This is a genomic window from Pseudomonas orientalis, assembly GCF_002934065.1.
In the GTDB taxonomy this organism is placed as follows: domain Bacteria; phylum Pseudomonadota; class Gammaproteobacteria; order Pseudomonadales; family Pseudomonadaceae; genus Aquipseudomonas; species Aquipseudomonas orientalis_A.
Window position 1 is genome coordinate 3,382,022 of the sequence record NZ_CP018049.1, and the last position, 17,844, is coordinate 3,399,865.

General features: G+C 62.3%; 20 protein-coding genes. 12 read left to right on the top strand and 8 right to left on the bottom strand.

What is annotated here, in order from left to right; genetic code table 11:
• Positions 1–52: 52 nt before the first annotated feature.
• Positions 53–436, bottom strand: coding sequence for a DUF2946 domain-containing protein (locus BOP93_RS15140; protein ID WP_104503280.1), 384 nt, complete (start codon positions 434–436; stop codon positions 53–55).
• A 180-nt stretch (positions 437–616) separates the two neighbouring features.
• Here BOP93_RS15140 and BOP93_RS15145 point away from each other — a divergent pair, with 180 nt between their 5' ends.
• The gene (locus BOP93_RS15145) at positions 617–1,225 is read left to right on the top strand and encodes an SCO family protein (protein ID WP_065884732.1); all 609 of its coding nucleotides are present in this window, start codon (positions 617–619) and stop codon (positions 1,223–1,225) included.
• On the top strand, positions 1,225–1,692 hold the full coding sequence (locus BOP93_RS15150; RefSeq protein ID WP_104503281.1) for a copper chaperone PCu(A)C: 468 nt from the start codon (positions 1,225–1,227) through the stop codon (positions 1,690–1,692). Before BOP93_RS15145 ends, BOP93_RS15150 begins: the two co-directional genes overlap by 1 nt.
• Positions 1,693–1,807: 115 nt before the next feature.
• Here BOP93_RS15150 and BOP93_RS15155 read toward each other — a convergent pair whose 3' ends face one another.
• Positions 1,808–2,290, bottom strand: a complete 483-nt coding sequence (locus BOP93_RS15155; RefSeq protein ID WP_104503282.1) for a GNAT family N-acetyltransferase — start codon at positions 2,288–2,290, stop codon at positions 1,808–1,810.
• A 175-nt stretch (positions 2,291–2,465) separates the two neighbouring features.
• Here BOP93_RS15155 and BOP93_RS15160 point away from each other — a divergent pair, with 175 nt between their 5' ends.
• Positions 2,466–2,801, top strand: coding sequence for a hypothetical protein (locus BOP93_RS15160; protein ID WP_104503283.1), 336 nt, complete (start codon positions 2,466–2,468; stop codon positions 2,799–2,801).
• On the opposite strand, the gene BOP93_RS15165 is transcribed toward BOP93_RS15160, so the two are convergent.
• Positions 2,791–4,404 carry an ATP-binding response regulator gene (locus BOP93_RS15165; RefSeq protein ID WP_104503284.1) on the bottom strand — a complete coding sequence of 538 codons (1,614 nt, stop codon included), beginning with the start codon at positions 4,402–4,404 and terminating at the stop codon, positions 2,791–2,793. The genes BOP93_RS15160 and BOP93_RS15165 overlap by 11 nt on opposite strands.
• Before the next feature lie 113 nt (positions 4,405–4,517).
• Between BOP93_RS15165 and BOP93_RS15170 the strand changes: the two genes are divergently transcribed.
• The 5 genes from BOP93_RS15170 (at position 4,518) to argE (ending at position 8,924) form a co-directional block, all read left to right on the top strand.
• Positions 4,518–5,120 carry a response regulator transcription factor gene (locus BOP93_RS15170; RefSeq protein ID WP_104503285.1) on the top strand — a complete coding sequence of 201 codons (603 nt, stop codon included), beginning with the start codon at positions 4,518–4,520 and terminating at the stop codon, positions 5,118–5,120.
• 208 nt (positions 5,121–5,328) lie between these two features.
• Positions 5,329–6,660, top strand: a complete 1,332-nt coding sequence (locus tag BOP93_RS15175) for a flavin-containing monooxygenase (protein ID WP_430758783.1) — start codon at positions 5,329–5,331, stop codon at positions 6,658–6,660.
• A gap of 22 nt (positions 6,661–6,682) precedes the next feature.
• The gene (locus BOP93_RS15180; protein ID WP_104503287.1) at positions 6,683–7,093 is read left to right on the top strand and encodes a RidA family protein; all 411 of its coding nucleotides are present in this window, start codon (positions 6,683–6,685) and stop codon (positions 7,091–7,093) included.
• 11 nt (positions 7,094–7,104) lie between these two features.
• Positions 7,105–7,782 (top strand): DUF1028 domain-containing protein, encoded by a 678-nt coding sequence (locus BOP93_RS15185; protein ID WP_065892920.1) that lies wholly within the window; start codon positions 7,105–7,107, stop codon positions 7,780–7,782.
• Entirely contained in the window at positions 7,779–8,924 is a 1,146-nt protein-coding gene (gene argE / locus BOP93_RS15190; protein WP_104503288.1) for an acetylornithine deacetylase, read from the top strand. The genes BOP93_RS15185 and argE overlap by 4 nt, the downstream gene beginning before the upstream one ends.
• A gap of 121 nt (positions 8,925–9,045) precedes the next feature.
• Here the strand turns inward: argE and BOP93_RS15195 are convergent, their stop codons facing one another.
• A complete protein-coding gene (locus tag BOP93_RS15195) occupies positions 9,046–9,957 on the bottom strand; it encodes a LysR substrate-binding domain-containing protein (RefSeq protein ID WP_065884768.1) in 912 nt (303 codons plus the stop codon).
• Between the two features lie 250 nt (positions 9,958–10,207).
• Between BOP93_RS15195 and BOP93_RS15200 the strand changes: the two genes are divergently transcribed.
• On the top strand, positions 10,208–11,623 hold the full coding sequence (locus tag BOP93_RS15200) for a purine-cytosine permease family protein (RefSeq protein WP_104503289.1): 1,416 nt from the start codon (positions 10,208–10,210) through the stop codon (positions 11,621–11,623).
• Positions 11,624–11,810: 187 nt separating this feature from the next.
• On the opposite strand, the gene BOP93_RS15205 is transcribed toward BOP93_RS15200, so the two are convergent.
• On the bottom strand, positions 11,811–13,010 hold the full coding sequence (locus BOP93_RS15205) for a TPM domain-containing protein (protein WP_104503290.1): 1,200 nt from the start codon (positions 13,008–13,010) through the stop codon (positions 11,811–11,813).
• Between the two features lie 131 nt (positions 13,011–13,141).
• Between BOP93_RS15205 and BOP93_RS15210 the strand changes: the two genes are divergently transcribed.
• Both BOP93_RS15210 and BOP93_RS15215 read left to right on the top strand, forming a co-directional pair.
• On the top strand, positions 13,142–13,957 hold the full coding sequence (locus BOP93_RS15210) for an alpha/beta fold hydrolase (RefSeq protein ID WP_104503291.1): 816 nt from the start codon (positions 13,142–13,144) through the stop codon (positions 13,955–13,957).
• A complete protein-coding gene (locus BOP93_RS15215) occupies positions 13,947–15,107 on the top strand; it encodes a PAS domain-containing sensor histidine kinase (protein WP_104503292.1) in 1,161 nt (386 codons plus the stop codon). Before BOP93_RS15210 ends, BOP93_RS15215 begins: the two co-directional genes overlap by 11 nt.
• Here the strand turns inward: BOP93_RS15215 and dapF are convergent.
• Complete coding sequence (gene dapF, locus BOP93_RS15220; protein WP_104503293.1) at positions 15,067–15,882, bottom strand: diaminopimelate epimerase; 816 nt, start codon at positions 15,880–15,882, stop codon at positions 15,067–15,069. The two genes, BOP93_RS15215 and dapF, sit on opposite strands and share 41 nt — an antisense overlap.
• A 160-nt stretch (positions 15,883–16,042) precedes the next feature.
• On the opposite strand from dapF, the gene BOP93_RS15225 reads away from it, so the two are divergent.
• Complete coding sequence (locus BOP93_RS15225; RefSeq protein ID WP_104503294.1) at positions 16,043–16,576, top strand: AAA family ATPase; 534 nt, start codon at positions 16,043–16,045, stop codon at positions 16,574–16,576.
• Between the two features lie 13 nt (positions 16,577–16,589).
• Here BOP93_RS15225 and BOP93_RS15230 read toward each other — a convergent pair whose 3' ends face one another.
• Both BOP93_RS15230 and BOP93_RS15235 read right to left on the bottom strand, forming a co-directional pair.
• Positions 16,590–17,006 (bottom strand): SRPBCC family protein, encoded by a 417-nt coding sequence (locus tag BOP93_RS15230; RefSeq protein WP_104503295.1) that lies wholly within the window; start codon positions 17,004–17,006, stop codon positions 16,590–16,592.
• A gap of 28 nt (positions 17,007–17,034) precedes the next feature.
• Positions 17,035–17,832 (bottom strand): SDR family NAD(P)-dependent oxidoreductase, encoded by a 798-nt coding sequence (locus tag BOP93_RS15235; RefSeq protein ID WP_104503296.1) that lies wholly within the window; start codon positions 17,830–17,832, stop codon positions 17,035–17,037.
• Positions 17,833–17,844 lie beyond the last annotated feature (12 nt).

Consider the following 17,844-nt stretch of genomic DNA (forward strand, 5'->3'; position numbering starts at 1 on the left):
CACAGTCGTGACGATAGAATGCCTCCCGGTTACAGGAGGCCCAGGACACACGTCAGACGGTGGGGGAAGCGCGGGGATTGGCCGATGGCCAGGTATAACGCGGCGGTGCCTTATTGCGCCGCTCATGGGCAGGACGCGGGCGTTGCTTGAGGCTCAGCAACCACGCCAGGCCGATCAGAAATACGACGGCGACCGTAACGGCGCTGCACATCGGGCAGGCAAAGTAGTTCGAGATGTTGCTGGTAGACGGGTCAGCCAACCCTTTGTCGGAAATTGCCGGCTGGCCGCCGTCCACCGAACAGAACTGACCACCGATCCCATTGAGCTGTTGGCCCATCATCTGCCCGTGTCCCAAACCGCATACGAACAGGTTCACCAGTACGCAGAAGTACAGGGCCCAGGCAATCAGCGCACGGTCGGGGCAGCTCGATTTCATGGCCGCGACTCTACCACCGAAGCCACAAAAGGATGAAGCGCAGCGCGCCCCTGTGGCAGAACGTCGCAGATTACGTGAGGTGCCCAGGGTTGCTAGACTCTGCACCCTTCTCGTTACTCCTTTTCAAAGCCGGGTGGGCAACTCCAGAGCCATTCAGGCGTTTCACAGGATGCACAGTTGATGAGTACGTTATTCACCCGCCGCAAAGTGCTGACCGGCATGGGCCTGTTGGGCCTGGGCAGCCTGCTGGGCGGCTGTGACTACAGCCCCAGGCTGGATTTCAAGTACGGCAAGGACCTCAGTGACAAGATCATGGGGCGCACCTTCAAGCTCAAGAACACCGACGGCGAAACCGTCACCCTAAGCTCGTACCGTGGCCTGATGCCCGTGGTGTTCTTCGGCTTCACCCAGTGCCCGGCGGTCTGCCCGACCACCCTGGCGCGCGCCGCCCAGGCCAAGAAGCTGATGGGCCGCGACGGTGAAATCATGCAGGTGGTGTTCATCACCCTGGACCCCGAGCGCGACACCCCCGAGATACTCGACAAATACGTCAAGGCCTTCGACCCCAGCTTCGAAGCCCTGTATGGCACCCCGGAGGAAATCGCCGTGGCTGCCAAGGAGTTCGGGATCTTTTATGAAAAGATTCCCGCCGGCGACACCTACACCCTGTCCCACACCGCCACCAGTTTCGTGTTCGATACCCGTGGCAACCTGCGCCTTGGCTTGCAGGCATCCCTTACCGCTAAAGAGTGCGCAGAAGACCTGCTCACCGTCATGGAGGTCTGCTAATGACTGCCGTTCAACACCTCAAGCGTCTCACCCTCGGCCTCACCCTGCTCGGCCTCGCCGCCCACGCCAGCGCCCAGGTGCAAGTGAGCGACGCCTGGGTACGTGCCACCGTGCCGGGCCAACCGTCCAGCGGCGCCTTCATGACCGTCACCGCCGACAGCAACAGCCAATTGCTGCGCGTGGCTTCACCGGTGGCCAAGGACGTGCAGATCCATGAAATGAGCATGAAGGACGATGTGATGCGCATGGGCCCGGTGGATTCGGTAGCCCTGCCCGCAGGCAAAGCCGTCACGCTCGACCCGAATGGCTACCACGTGATGCTGATGGGCCTGACCGGTCAGATCAAGGAAGGCGACCAGGTACCGCTGACCCTTACGGTAAAAGACGCCAAGGGCACTGAGCAGACTATCGAAGTAAAAGCGCCAGCGCGTGGTCTGGATGGGATGGACCATAGCAAGATGCATTGAAGATCGAACTCGGTTAGAAATGTGAGAGGGGGCTTGCCCCCGATAGCAGGGTGCCTGTCACCGTATAGGTGGCTTACATATCGCCATCGGGGGCAAGCCCCCTCCCACATTTGGCTCAAGACAGACTCATGAGCCGCAGGCGTTTCACCATCGGCACACACGCCAACACCAACCCCGACGGCGAGCGATACATCGCCTGCTCATCCCCCACATAGCCGCACGCCCTGTAGAAACTCATCGCATTGAGCGTCGCATCCAATACCACCTCCTCAACGGCGATGTGGCGCGCGACCGTCTCCAAGTGATCGAGCATTGCCTTGCCATACCCTCGCCCAGTGAATGCGGGCCGTACAAACAAGGCGCCGACTTCGTTATTGGCTGGATCAAGCATGCCGGTGGCGACTGGCTCGCCGTTCACGCAGCCCAGATAGAAGTGCTTTTCCATCAGCACGCTGTAACCATCGCTCGCACTGCCACGCGTCCAGAGCGCCATTTGTTCTGCGGTGTAGGCGCCGATGCATTGGCCGAGTATCGCCTCACGACGAATCTCAAATGCGCTGTCGGCGTCATTTGGCGTAGCTCGTTTTATCTGCAACACAGCACTCTCCCTCCATGACTTCAATGTGCCATTAGCCCATGTGTGCTAATCGACCCGCGCCTTCTGCGGCGCTATATTCCCCGGCACTTCCAACGCTCAGCAGACACCGCGCACTCAATGCGCGAGGGGTCGTTGCGCGCAGGAAAAACCAAAACAATCCCAAGGAAGAAGCATTATGAAACTCCACTCCCCTGTGACGCGCCTTGCTCTGCTCGGCGCCTTGATCATCAGCGTTGCCGGTTGCAGCAATATCAAACCCACCGAGGACCATCTCAAGAAGCTCTCAGAGACCAACCTGGGCGAACCGGTCAAACGTGTCTCCAATGTACGCAGCGACTCCATGAGCACCTACTACGTGGCCAACACTGCGTCCGGCGAGTACAACTGCTCAGTGCCCAGCGGTGCAAGCGGCGGCTTGTTTGCGATTGCCAGCTTTGGCCTGATGAAACCCGCGGCCTATTGCATGCCCAAGGGTGCGCGGGGCAATGGGTTGACGCCGTTCACACAATAGTTTTTTCCTGGCTGAGCTCACGCAAGGCGCCGCGCAGTTCCGCAGGGCGCACCGGTTTGGACAGGATGGCGATCTGACGGTCGTGCAACGCAGTCTGGATTTTCTCAACGTCGTGCCCGGTAAGGATCAGCGCCGGCACCGCCCAGCCGCGCTGCCGGCGCAAGTGGTCGATGCATTCGATGCCGGTGGCGTGGTTGCCCAAGTCATAGTCGGCGACGATGATGTCGCAGTCGCTGACCAGGCCGTGCCCCGTGGACTCGGCCTGCACCTCGCAGCCCCAGCGCTCGAGCAGCGCCTGGGTGGCCAGCAGCACATTGTGGTCATCCTCCACCAGGCACACTTTCAAACCGGTGAGCAGGCCGGCCTGGCGTGCGTCGTCACGCGATGCCGGTTGAGCCGGTGCAGTGGCCAGGGTCAGGCCGTGCAGACTTACCGACGTGCCACGGCCCACCCGGGAACGCAGGCTCACCTGCATCCCCATCAATTGCCCCAGGCGCTTAACGATGGATAACCCCAGGCCAACGCCCTCGACGTCCTTGTCGCGCAGTTGGCGCACGCGATAAAACTCCTCAAAGACCTTTGCCTGATGCTCCCCTGCAATCCCCCGCCCCTGGTCATACACTTCTACCACCAAGCGGTTATCGCGAATACGCACACCGATCAGCACTGGCCGTTGCGCGCCGTACTTGAAGCAATTGGAGAGCAGATTTTGCACCATGGTCGCCAGCATGCCCGGATCCACCAGCACCCAGTGGGCGCAGGGTCGCAAGCGCAACTCCACGCCCGCCCAGCGTGCGGCTTCGGCGTTCTGGCGTACCAGGTCGGCGAGAAAATCGCCCAGATGGATCACTTGGTATTTGGGCAGCAGACGCCCGTTGTCCAGGGTGTAGAGGTCGAGAATGGAACGGAACAACTGCGACACGTTGAGCAGCGAGCGATCGATATTGTCCACCAGCCGCCGTTCGTCATCGCCCAGGCGGGCTTCGCGCAGGCAGGCGGTAAACAGACCGATGGAGTGAATCGGCTGGCGCAGGTCATGGCTGGCCTGGGCGAGAAAACGGGATTTTTCCAGGTTGGCGGCGATGGCTTGTTCGGAGGCCTTGCGCGTACGCTCCAGCAGGATATGCGCGTAGATCGGAATCACCGTGCTGGTGATCATCAGCATCAGCACCACGAACGGCTGTGCCTGCCACCACGGTGTGAGCTGGTACACGATCAACAGCGCCAGCAACGCCAACCCCGTGGCAATCGCCAGGTAGCGCGACCCGTAGCGCATGCCGTTGCCGAGGTTGACCCACACCATCACCGCATACAGCGGCAAAGCCGCCTCACCGCCCACCACCAGGCCGAACGAAGTGCCGGTGTAGTCGTGGAGCATGCCGAAGATCCGCCGCGCCGGATGATGCCCGGGCCAACGAGCGATTACTTGGCGCAAGGCAATGGACGCCAGCAGGAACAGGAAGATATACAGGATCACCGGCCAGTAGGCGTCCAGCGAATGCCCGGGCAAAAAACCCAGCACGCTTATATACACAATGGCGATAGTTGCAACCACGATGCGCAGGTTAGCCTGGTCGAGTTCGGAGTTGGTCTCGAGCCCCATGGGTTACGTCCTTGTTGTCATCGTCTTGGCCCTCTGTACGAGCGAAGCGGGCATTGGGCCCGATAATAAAAATAGCATGCTGCGCACAGCCATGCCCCAGCAAGGAGCTCACCATGATCGGCCGGATCATCATCGCCGACGACCATCCGATGTTTCGCGAAGCCATGGCGCGCACCGTGCAACGCCTGCTACCCGAGGCCCAGGTACAGGAAGCCGGCGACCTGGATGCGGTGAACGTGTTGCTGCTTGACCCAAGCGACATCGACACCCTGATCCTCGACCTGCGTTTTCCCGGCCTGACCTGCATCAGCCAGCTCGCCGACCTGCGCCGACAACTGCGGCGTACCACGTTGATCGTTGTCTCGATGGTGGATGATCCGGCGCTGATCGAACAGGTCATGGCCCTGGGTGTCGACGGTTTTATCGGCAAAAACATCGCCCCCGACGAAATCGGCCAGGCGCTGCTGGCGATTCGCGACGGTGAAGTGCTGGTCAAGTTCGTCCCCTCCGGCCTGCTGCCGCTGGGCACCCATACCCTCACCCCCCGCCAGCAAGACGTGCTGCGCCTGATTGCCCAAGGCAAGACCAACAAGGAAATCGCCAAGGCCCTGGCTATCTCACCGTTTACCGTGCGCATTCATGTGTCGTCGTTGCTGCGCAGCTTGAAGGTGACGACGCGGGCGGCGGCGGCGGTGAAATACTCCGGGGAGTTCTAGATCCAAAAATGTGGGAGGGGGCTTGCCCCCGATGCGGTGTGTCAGTCAGCCAATCTGTTACTGATCCACCGCCATCGGGGGCAAGCCCCCTCCCACATTGGACTATGGCGCACCCATTAACCTCCCCCGCTCTGCATCCGATATTTATGCTCACTTCCCAGCTTAATAATATTTTATTAAAAACCACCCTCCCCCTAGCCTTGAAGTCATGCCCAAGCTGAATCCAACTGCATTACGCAAGGACAGACACATGACCCAAGCAATAACAAAAACAGACACCCTGGTGGTGGGCGCCGGCCAGGCCGGCGTGGCCATGAGCGAGCATTTGAGCAAGCACGGCGTGCCGCACCTGGTGCTGGAACGCAGCCGCATCGCCGAGCGCTGGCGTACCGGGCGCTGGGACTCGCTGGTCGCCAACGGGCCGGCCTGGCATGACCGTTTCCCGGGTCTGGAATTCGATGATGTGTCGCCCGACGGCTTTGCGCCGAAGGAGCGCGTAGCGGATTACTTCGAAGCATATGCACGCAAGTTCAATGCGCCGATTCGCACGGGCGTGGAAGTCACGTCGGTGGTGCGCAACGAAGGTCGCCCAGGCTTTACCGTACACACCAACGAAGGCGTGATCGAAGCCAACCGGGTGGTGGCCGCCACCGGGCCGTTCCAGAAGCCGGTGATCCCGGCCATTGCGCCGAAAGACGCGGCGCTGCACCAGATTCATTCCGCCGAGTATCGCAACCCTGCGCAATTGCCGGCAGGTGCCGTGCTGGTGGTGGGTGCCGGTTCTTCCGGGGTGCAGATCGCCGATGAATTGCAGCGTGCCGGTCGCCAGGTGTACCTGTCGGTCGGCGCCCATGACCGCCCGCCGCGCGCTTATCGCAACCGCGACTTCTGCTGGTGGCTGGGGGTACTGGGCGAGTGGGACCAAGCGGCGATGAAACCGGGACGTGAGCACGTGACCATCGCCGTCAGTGGCGCTCACGGCGGCAAGACCATCGACTTTCGTGAGCTGGCCCAGCAAGGCATGACCCTGGTCGGCCTCACCCACTCCTTCAATGGCAACGTGGCTACGTTCCAACCCAATCTGGTGGACAACCTGGCCCGTGGCGACGAGAACTACCTGGCCCTGCTGGATGCAGCCGACGCTTACATCGAGCGCAACGGCCTCGACCTGCCCCTTGAGCCCGAAGCCCGCCGCGTGTTCCCGGATGCCGACTGCATCCAGCAGCCGATCCTGGAACTGGACCTGGCCCAGGCCGGCATCACCTCGATCATCTGGGCCACCGGTTTTGCCGTGGACTACAGCTGGCTCCAGGTGGATGCGTTCGATGCGGCCGGCAAGCCCCGGCACCAGCGCGGCGTCTCCAGCGAGGCCGGGATTTATTTCCTCGGGCTGCCCTGGCAGTCACGGCGTGGCTCGTCGTTTATCTGGGGCGTGTGGCACGACGCCAAGTACGTGGCTGACCACATCGCCATCCAGCGTCAATACCTTGAGTACCGCGCGCCCGCCTCGCTGGTTCGCCCGTCCCCTGTCAGCGCCTGATCCCTTTGCCGGAGTTTTTACAATGCCTACTCACACCCGTATTCGCATGTTCAACACCAAGCAAACCTACCCCAACCAGAGCCTGGACAACGACCTGTGCCAGGCCGTGCGCGCTGGCAATACCGTGTATGTGCGCGGTCAGGTGGGCACAGATTTCGATGGCCACCTGGTGGGCCTTGGTGATCCACGCGCCCAGGCCGAACAGGCGATGAAAAACGTCAAGCAGTTGCTGGAAGAAGCCGGCAGCGACCTCAGTCATATCGTCAAGACCACTACCTACCTGATCGACCCGCGCTACCGCGAACCGGTGTATCAGGAAGTCGGCAAATGGCTCAAGGGCGTGTTCCCGATCTCCACCGGGCTGGTGGTTTCGGCCCTGGGCCAGCCGCAGTGGCTGATGGAAATTGATGTGATCGCGGTTATCCCGGAATAAGGAGGCGAGCCATGACCTTTTCAATCGTCGGCCGCTGCGCGGACACCGGCCAGTTGGGCATCGCCATCAGCTCATCGAGCATCGCCGTGGGCGCCCGCTGCCCATGGCTGCGCCCCGGTGTGGGCGCGGTCGCTACGCAAAACATCACATTGCCGGCCCTCGGCCCCGACGTGCTCGATTTGCTCGAACAAGGCCTCACGCCTGCCGATGCCATCGACACCGCCTTGACGCGCAACGGCTACAGCCAATACCGGCAATTGACCGCAATCGATCACCTGGGCCGCAGCGTGCATTTCAGCGGCAGCGAAACCCTGGGCACCCACAACGCCGTGTCGGGCGAACAGTGCGTAGCGGCGGGCAATATGCTCGCTGACCGGGGGGTGATCGAAGCAATGGTCCAGGCTTTCGAGCACGGCGAAGGCCAATTGGCCGACCGCTTGCTCGCGGCCATGCATGCCGCCATCGCCGCCGGCGGCGAAGCAGGTCCAGTGCATTCGGCCGCGCTGGTGGTGGTGGGCGAGCTGACCTGGCCGATCATCAACTTGCGCGTGGATTGGGCCGATGAAGCGCCCATCGACGAACTGCAAACACTCTGGGACGCCTACCGCCCGCAAGTGCAGGACTATATCGACCGCGCCCTCGCCCCCGACCGCTCGCCGGGCTACGGCGTGGCCGGTGACGAGCGATGAGCCGCAGCCGTGAACTGCTGCAGACGCTGGTGGGGTTCGACACCACCAGCCGTGAATCCAATTTGCAGTTGATCGAATTTGTGCGCGATTACCTGGCGGGCTTCGGCGTAGCCAGTGAGTTGATCTACAACGAATCGCGCAGCAAGGCCAACCTGCTCGCCAGCATCGGCCCGGTGGAACTGCCCGGCATTGTGCTGTCGGGGCACACCGACGTGGTGCCGGTGGATGGGCAACCCTGGACCCTGCCAGCGTTTCAACTGACCGAGCGTGACGGCAAGCTGTATGGCCGTGGCACCGCCGACATGAAGGGCTATATCGCCTGCGTGCTGGCGCTGGTGCCGGAACTGATCGAGGCGCCGTTGCGCCTGCCGGTGCACATCGCCCTGTCCTACGACGAAGAAGTCGGCTGCCTCGGCGTGCGTTCGCTGCTTGGCGTGCTGGAACAACGGCCGGTAAAACCGTTGCTGTGCATTATCGGCGAGCCGACCGAGCTCAAACCCGTGCTCGGCCACAAGGGCAAGCTGGCGATGCGCTGCGAGGTGCATGGCGAGGCGTGTCACTCAGCGTATGCACCGTCCGGTGTGAATGCGATCGAGCATGCCGCCGAGTTGATCGGCGAACTGGGGCGCATCGGCCAACGCTTGCGCGCACGCCAGGACCCGCGCTTCGATCCGCCGTTCAGCACCGTGCAGACCGGAGTGATCAGCGGCGGCAAGGCCCTGAATATCGTGCCGGCCGATTGCCGGTTTGATTTTGAAATACGTGCCCTGCCCTCGACGGAACCAGGTGAAGTGGCCGAGGCGTTGCAAGCCTACGCCATGCAAGAGGTACTGCCGCGCATGCAGGCCGTGAGCCGGCAGAGCTCGATCCGGTTCACCGAGTTGTCGGCCTACCCGGGCTTGGTCACCGATGAGCGCAGCCAGGCCGCCGAGCTGATTGCAGCGTTTTCCGGTTCCAGGGCGTTCGGCACCGTGGCGTTTGGCACCGAGGGTGGGCTGTTTGATGCAGTCGGTATCCCCACCGTGGTGTGCGGGCCGGGGAGCATGGACCAGGGGCACAAGCCGGATGAATTTGTCAGCCTGGAACAGCTCAAGGGTTGCGATGCGATGTTGCAGCGGATGCTGAGTTCAATCCGCATCTAAATACACTACAAATCCAATGTGGGAGGGGGCTTGCCCCCGATAGCGGTGTATCAGTCAACTTATCTGTAGCTGATCCACCGTAATCGGGGGCAAGCCCCCTCCCACATTGGACCCTGTGTTTTTACCCGAGTAATCGCGCCAGTTCTTCACGGCAGTAATCGACGAACAACTGCACCGGTTTGGTCAGCGGTGCGCGCTTGAGCCACACGGCCGACAACCCGGAGCCGGTGACGGTTTCCACCAACGGAATACACACCACCTGCTGCCCATCATAGGTGTACTCGCTGAACGGCTTGGTCACCAGGATCGAAAACCCGAACCCACGCCCCACCATCCCGCGCACCATCTCGATGGACGGCGAGCTGAACACGATGTTCGGCGTCAACCCGCGTTCTTCAAAGATGCTCACGAAGTAGGTCCGACTGGGCAGCACGTCCAGCAGGATCATCGGTTCCAGTACCAGGTCCGCCAACGACACTTTGGCCTGCCGGGCAAAGCGATGATCGGCCGGCAACAACGCGTACGGCTGCTGCGGCGGCATCAGCGGCGTGGTTTCGATGGAGCCGCCCAGGTCGTGCTCGAACAGCATCGCCACATCGATGGTGCCCGCCGTCAGCGCCTGTACCAGCTCCTGTTGCTCACCATCGCGAATACGGATCTCCACCCCCGGCCAACGCGCCTTGAAACCGGCGATCAGGCGCGGCAGGTACAGCGGTGCCACGGTTTCAAAGCAGCCGATATCGATCTGTCCGGCCACCACATCATTGTCCGCCAAGGCGTTCTGTTCGAACTCGTGGGCCACGCGCAACAGCTCCAGCGCCTTGCGATAGAACCGCGCGCCGCTGGGGGTCAGGGACACGCCCTGGGCGTGATGCCGGATAAACAGCTGCACGCCGAAACTGTCTTCCAACTGCTTGATCGCCGTGGAAACCGACGGCTGCGCGATATACAGCTTGCGCGACGCCTCGGCGACGCTGCCGCATTCGGCCGTGGTGACGAAATATCTGAGTTGGCGCAGGTTGTAGGCAGCCATCGGGCCTCCGAAAAACAGGGTGTTTTGCCCCAGACCAGTGCAGGAAAAGCCGGCTTTTTTTATCGATCCGAGCCCATGCAACATACCGGAGCAAAAATCACCGCGAGATACTTTTTTTAAGGTCTGTAGCAACAAACTTACTAATTTACCTCCCCGTGTCCATTGCAGATGATCGCTGCAACAACAAAGCGCCGCCGTTGCTGCGCACAGCGAAGTACGTCCACGTACTCACCTTGCCTTGGAGCTCGTCATGGTTACCACTGCAACATCCTCCGCCCCGCTTATCGAAAAACACACGATTGGATACGTGCCCCCGGAAGATCGCCATGGAAAGGTAAGAGACCTGTTCACCCTGTGGTTCGGCGGCAACATCGCACCGCTGCCGATCGTCACCGGCGCCCTGGGGGTGCAGTTGTTCCACCTCAATCTGGTATGGGGCATCGTCGCCATCCTGGTCGGCCACTTGGTCGGCGGTGTGTTGATGGCGCTGCACTCGGCCCAGGGCCCGCAGATGGGCATTCCGCAGATGATCCAGAGCCGTGCCCAGTTCGGCTCCCTCGGTGCGTTGTTGGTGGTGGTGATTGCCGGCGTGATGTACATCGGCTTCTTCGCCTCCAACATCGTGCTGGCAGGTAAATCCCTGCACGGCGTGGTCGATGCGGTACCGGTGCCGGTCGGCATCGTGATCGGCGCCATCGGTTCCGGGATCATCGGCATCATCGGCTATCGCTTCATTCATGTGCTCAACCGTATCGGCACCTGGGTACTCGGTGCCGGCATCGTGCTGGGCTTCGGCTACATCTTTACCCATGTGCAGACCAGCGACTTTTTGACCCGTGGCAGCTTCAACATTTCCGGTTGGCTGGCCACCGTGTCCCTGGCCGCGCTGTGGCAGATCGCCTTTGCGCCGTACGTCTCGGATTACTCGCGCTATCTGCCGGCCGATGTGCCTGTCGCCTCCACCTTCTGGACCACCTACCTGGGTTCGGCGCTGGGTTCGAGCCTGGCCTTCATCTTCGGCGCCGTCGCCGTGCTCGCCACGCCCGTCGGCATGGACACCATGGAGGCGGTCAAACTCGCCACCGGTTCCATCGGCCCCTTGATGCTGGTGCTTTTCCTGCTCAGCGTGATCAGCCACAACGCCCTCAACCTGTACGGCGCGGTGCTGTCGATCATCACCCTGGTGCAGACCTTCGCCTACCGCTGGATCCCCACGGCGAAAAGCCGCGCGGTGATCTCGATTGTGGTGCTGGTGGCCTGCGCAATTGCGGCGGTGTTCGCCTCCAAGGACTTCATCGGGCACTTCGTCGACATGGTGCTGGTGCTGCTCGTGGTGCTGGTGCCGTGGACCGCGATCAACCTGATCGACTTCTACGCGATCCACAAAGGCCAATACGACATCGCCTCGATCTTCCGCGTGGATGGCGGCATCTACGGCAAGTACAACCCCCAGGCGCTGCTGGCGTATGCGGTGGGGATCGCGGTGCAGATTCCGTTCATGAACACGCCGCTGTACGTGGGGCCGATCTCCGAACACATCAACGGCGCGGACCTGTCGTGGGTGGTGGGGTTGGTGGTGACGTCGCCGTTGTACTTCTGGCTGGCCAGTCGCGACAGTGCTTATAAGCGCCGGATGGACGGCGGGAAGTTGGTGAGTGGGATTTGATACAGAGTCTCAGTGGGTTGTGAGCGAGCTGCAACCAGCCAACCTGGCATGCCAAACTCGGTCAAAACTGTGGGAGGGGGCTTGCCCCCGATGGCGGTGTATCAGTCACTGTAGGTATTGACTGAACCACTGCTATCGGGGGCAAGCCCCCTCCCACATTTGGATCTCAGTGGCGTCTTCCACCTCGTTACCAACTCCCCGACGCCCCGCCGCCACCACTGGAACCACCACCACCGGACGAGCTGCTGCCGGAACTGGAACCACTGGAACTCGAACCCGAGCCACCACCCGACCCAGACCCCGAGCCCTCGCCGACCTTGCCGAAAAGAATCAACGCCACGAACGACGCGATAGGGAACGCCAGCAGCCAGCCGTCGCGGCCGTGATCGATCACCAGCCCGGCCACCCCATACACCACGACCGCCGCCACCAGCCGCACGATAAAACCGGTGCGGCTGGTTCGCCAGGTGTGCCGCATGATCATCAGCAGCACCAGGTACAACCCCAGCACCACCAACACGCACACCGGCCACAGCAGCCAATGGATGAAACTGACGTCCACGTAGCGGTCCGCCACCACCAGAGCGGCGATATAGACCAACAGCCCGATCACGCCGTAGAACAGCGCCCGCACCTGCCACAATGCGCCAAACAGGGCACCGCCGATCAACATGGTCAGCGGCATGACAAACAGAAACATCGGCCATTCCTGACCGCCCCCCAGCAGCGCCAGCAGCAGCGTGGCCGCCACCGTGATGATCAAGGCCTTGCGCCAATGCAGCTTTCCGGCGGCGAGCAGCACACCCAGCAGGCCACCCAGAGCGAACGCCGCCAGCAGCGCGATGAATTGCGGGTTGATTCCGCGTTTGGCGACTTCAGGCAAGTCGCCGCCGTCCACCAGCACGGTCAGCGCGTCCACGCCCTGTTGCACACCACCGGCAAAGTCGCCCTGGCGAAACGCCGGGGTGATGCGCTCTTCGATGATGCGATGGGCCAGCAGGTCGGTGACCGTGCCTTCCAGCCCGTAGCCCACTTCGATGCGCAGGGTGTGATCATTCTTGGCCACCACCAGCAGAATGCCGTCATCGACATCCTTGCGCCCCAGCTTCCAGGCGCGGAACAATTGGTTGGCATAGTCTTCGATGCCAGTATCACCGGTGCTGGGCACCAGCAATACGGCGACTTGCGCGCCTTTGCGCTGTTCAAGGTCGGCCAGTTGCTGCTTGAGGCGCTGGACGCTGTCGGAGTCGAGGGTGTTCGTCAGGTCAATGACCCGCTGGTCAAGCGCAACGCCGATAGGCGAAGTGTCGGCCCTGGCGGCGATCAACAGACTGGCCAGTACCAGAACCAGCACGCTCAAGACTGATTGCCGTAGCATCACCATCATGTATTGTTACCTGAAGTTTCTTCCTGAAGGCGCCGACTTTACCCTATCTGCGTGCAAGCGCGTGACCCAGGGCCCGCGACTCTCTAAACTGCCGCTACGCCGCATAGCACTAAGCCATCTACGAGAACGCCATGGACCTACGTCACCGCAACAACGTCATTGTGATGGGCCACGGTTCTTCGACCCTGGTGTTTTCCCATGGCTTTGGCTGCAACCAGGCGATGTGGAATGCCCTGGCGCCGCATTTTCTCGAACGCTTTCGCATGGTCCTGTATGACCTGGTCGGTGCCGGGCTGTCGGACCTCAGCGCGTTCGATAAAGACAAATACGCGACGTTGGGCAGCTATGCCCGCGATCTCAACGAAATTATCGACGCCTACGCCCAAGGCCCGGTGATTCTGGTGGGGCACTCGGTCAGCGCAATGATCGGCACCCTTGCCGACCGTCTCGCCCCGGGGCGCGTGTCGGCGCATGTGATGATTGGCCCATCGCCGTGCTATATCGACACCGACGGCTATGTCGGCGGTTTCAAGCGCGGCGATATCGACGACCTGCTCGACACCCTCGACAGCAACTACCTGGGCTGGTCCAGCAGCATGGCGCCGGTGATCATGGGCGCCCCGGACCAACCTGAACTGAGCGCCGAACTGACCGCGAGTTTCTGCCGCACCGAGCCGGACATCGCCAAGCAATTTGCACGGGTGACCTTTCTGTCGGACAACCGCCACGATGTGATCGGCCTGACCACGCCCGTACTGATCCTGCAGTCAAGCGACGACTTGATCGCCCCCGTGGCCGTCGGCGAATACCTGCACAGCGTGCTGCCCAACAGCACCTATCACCTGGTGGACAACATCGGCCACTGCCCGCACATGAGTGCGCCCCAGGCGTGCGCGGCGGCCATGGATCAGTTCCTGGCGCCCTGGGCGACCGTCAGTGCCGGCTGAGTCGCTGTTCGACAACGCCGCCTGTGCCCTGGCGGTAACCCGCCAAGACGGCACGATTGTGCAGGCCAATCAGCGCTTGAGCGACTGGCTCGGCCTCGGCGCGGCCGAACTGATCGGGCAACGCTTTCAAGACCTGCTGACCATGGGCGGACGGATTTTCTACCAGACCCATCTGGCGCCGATGCTGCGTATGCATGGCGGCGTCAACGAGGTGAAGCTCGACATTCGCCATCGCGACGGCCACAAAGTGACCGTGCTGCTCAACGCCCATAAACGTCAGCAGGACGACGAGGTGGTGTACGACCTGGCGCTGTTCGGCACCACCGACCGCGACAAGTACGAGCGCGAGCTGCTCAACGCACGCAAGCTGGCCGAAGCGCTGCTTCAGGAGAAAACCGCGACTGAACAGGCACTGCACCAGGCCCAGGCCGAATTGAGCGAGGCCTATGCCATTGCCCAGCAACGCGCGTTGTTCGCCGAGCAGATGGTGGCGATTGTCAGCCATGACTTGAAAAACCCCCTGACCGCGATCCGCATGGCGTCCGATTTTCTCCGACGCGGCGAGCGCACACCCAAGGAGCAGCAGTTGCTTGGGCATATCGGCCAGTCGTCCGAACGTGCCCAGCGCATGATCGCTGACCTGCTGGACTTCACCCAGGCGCGGGTCGGCCAGGGCATCACCATCCGCGCCCAACCGCTGGATTTGCACAGTGTGATTCATCGCGCCGTAGACGAACTGCGGGTGGCCTTCCCCAAGGCCACGCTGGTGCATCAAGCCGAGGGCCGGGGCGATGCGTGCCTGGATGCCGACCGGGTGCAGCAGGTGATCGGCAACCTGGTCGCCAATAGCGTGGCCTATGGCGACCTGCAACAGCCGATCACTGTCACCTCGCGCCTGGGTCCCAGGGGCGCCGAGGTGTCGGTACACAACTACGGCGCGCCGATTCCGCAGACGTTGCTGGCCGGGCTGTTCGAGCCCATGACCCGCGGCACTCACCAGGGCAGCGATGTGCGCAGCGTAGGCCTGGGCCTGTATATCGTGCGCGAACTGGCCAGGGTGCACGGCGGCGATGTGGCGGTTAGCTCCTGCGCGACGCGCGGCACCACCTTCAGCGTGACGTTCCAGGCAGGTACGCCGTACCTTGCATGATCGGCTCGACGCTGCCCGTCAATACCACCCCGCCCTGCCCGTCCCACTGCACCGTCAGCGTGCCGCCGTCGCATTCGACTTCTACCTTGTCATCGAGCAGCCCGCGCCGCACCCCGTTGACCACAGCCGCGCAGCAACACGACCCGGAGCCTAAAGGCACGCCACCGCCACGCTCCCAGATACGCAGGCGGATACGGTTGCGGTCGAGCACCTGGACAAAATGCACGTTGGTTTTCGCCGGAAACAGCGGGTGGCGTTCCAGGGCCGGGCCCACGGCTTCGACATCGACGACGGCGATGTCGTCCACGAAAAACGTGCAATGCGGATTGCCCATGCCGCAGGCGGCCGGCTCGCCATCGATAGGCAGCACGCGGGTGTCCATCGCCCTGGCCAGCGGCACGCCGGCCCATTCCAACGAAGGCGCACCCATGTCTATCGAGACGCGCTGGCCACTGACGCGCACGCATGTCAGCAAACCTCGGTCGGTGCGCAGCACAATGGCGTGGGTGCCGGTTTCATGCATCAGGCGATCAGCAACGCCGCGTGTCGCGCTGCCGCAGGTTTGCAGGGGCGTGCCGTCGGTGTTCCAGAACTGCACGCGGGCGGCGGCGTCTTCGCAGTCGAGGATCACGGCGAGCTGATTGAAACCGATACCGGTGTGTCGATCCCCCAGGCGCCGGGCGATCTGCGGGGTAATAGGGTTATCCTGGCCACGGCGGTCGATGATGATGAAGTCGTCGCCGTGGGCGTGCATCTTCACGAAGGGTAAAGTCATGGGCAGTCCTGTGGTCAACTGAGCAGCCCTACTCTAACACCCCTGTAGGAGCGAGCTTGCTCGCGAAAAACGCAGGGACAGCAGGTTTTTTCCTGGAACTACGCGTTATCGTTGAGGTTTTTCGCGAGCAAGCTCGCTCCTACAAAAGGATTGACGGACCATGCTTATCGTATTCAGCGGCCTGCCCGGTACCGGCAAGACCACGATTGCCAGGGAGTTGGCCCGGCAGATGGGTGCGGTTTACCTGCGCATCGACGTGATCGAGCAATCGTTGCGGGAGGCTGGCGCGCTGGCGGGCGATGTGGGTGCCAGCGGTTATGGCGTGGCGAATGCGTTGGCACTGAGTAATGTGCGCCTGGGGCAACGAGTGATCGCTGACTGTGTGAACCCGGTGAGGGAGAGCCGCGAGGCTTGGCGAGCCGTAGCGCGGGCGGCGGGCGTTGAGCTGGTCGATATCCAGGTGATTTGTTCTGACCAGCAGGAGCATCGGCGCAGGGTCGAGAGCCGTGAAAGCGATATTCCAGGGTTGCGGCCGCCGACTTGGCAGTCGGTGCTGGCACATGAATACGAAGCCTGGGATGAGCCGCCTTTCCTGCTCGATACAGCGCGGCTCACACCCGCACAGGCCATCGCGTCGGCCCATGCACTGCTTGATCGTCCCCACGCTCCGCGTGGGCATGGGAACGAGCCCTGACAGAGGGTTGGCGTCAGCCGGGGAAGTTGGCGCGCAACGCCTCCAGGCCATCGTTGTACACGCCGGCAAACAACGTCTGCCCCGCTGCATCCGTGGTGCCCTCAGCCGGCGTGAACACGCCGGACCAGGTTACTTTGGCAGACGATTCGGTCAGCGCTTCAACCTGCACGGTCGCCAAGTAAGCGCTCACCGGAAACGGCGACTGCTCAATGGTGTAGCTGTAGGTGCGCGCCACATTGTCGAAGGTCTGCAACCGCTCGACAATCTGGCCGCCATCCGCGGTATGCAGGTGGCGCACGCGGCCGCCTTCGCCCGGCTCGCTCTTGGCGATAAAGGGCAGCCAGTCGGGCAGGCTGTTGAAGCCGCCGATCAGTGCCCACACCTGGTCCGCCGACGCGGGGATTTCAATCACAGAAGAGGCTGTTGCCACAATAAATACTCCAAATCGTTAAAAGAATTCAGATCGCCATGCTGTCGACCACACCACCGTCGACCCGCAACGCGGCACCGGTGGTGGCAGACGACAGCGGTGAAGCAATGTACGCCACCAGGTTGGCCACTTCATCCACATTCGCCGCGCGCTGGATGATCGATGTCGGCCGCGCACTGCGCACGAACACGTCAGCTTCGTCCCGTGCGGTGCGCCCGGATTTCTGCGTGGCGTCCTTGAGCATGTGTTCCAGCCCGTCGGTAAAGGTCGGCCCCGGCAGAATCGCATTCACCGTCACACCGGTACCTGCCAGGCGCTTGGCCAGGCCATGAGACACCGCCAGGTTGGCGCTTTTGGTCACGCCATAGTTGATCATGTCCGCCGGGGTCGCCACGCCGGATTCGGATGACACGAAGATCACCCGCCCCCAGCCCTGCTCGACCATGCCCGGCACATAATGCCGCGCCAGGCGCACGCCCGAGATCACATTGACCTCATAGAAGCGCGTCCATTCACTGTCCGGCGCCTCGAAGAAATCCACATCATTGAAGATGCCCAGGTTGTTGACCAGGATGTCGGCGCGCGGTTCGGCGGCGAACAGTGTCTCGGCGCCTTCGGCCGTACCCAGGTCGGCCACCAGGCCGCGCAGATTGGCGCCCGGCACCGCCTGGCGAATGCCCGCCAATGCAGCGTCCACCTTGCCGGAATCACGCCCGATCACCACCACGGTCGCGCCGGATTGCGCCAGGGCCTGGCTGATGCCCAGACCGATGCCGGCGGTGCTGCCGCTGACGATCGCCACTTTGCCGCTTACATCGATTTTCATGGTTGAACTCCT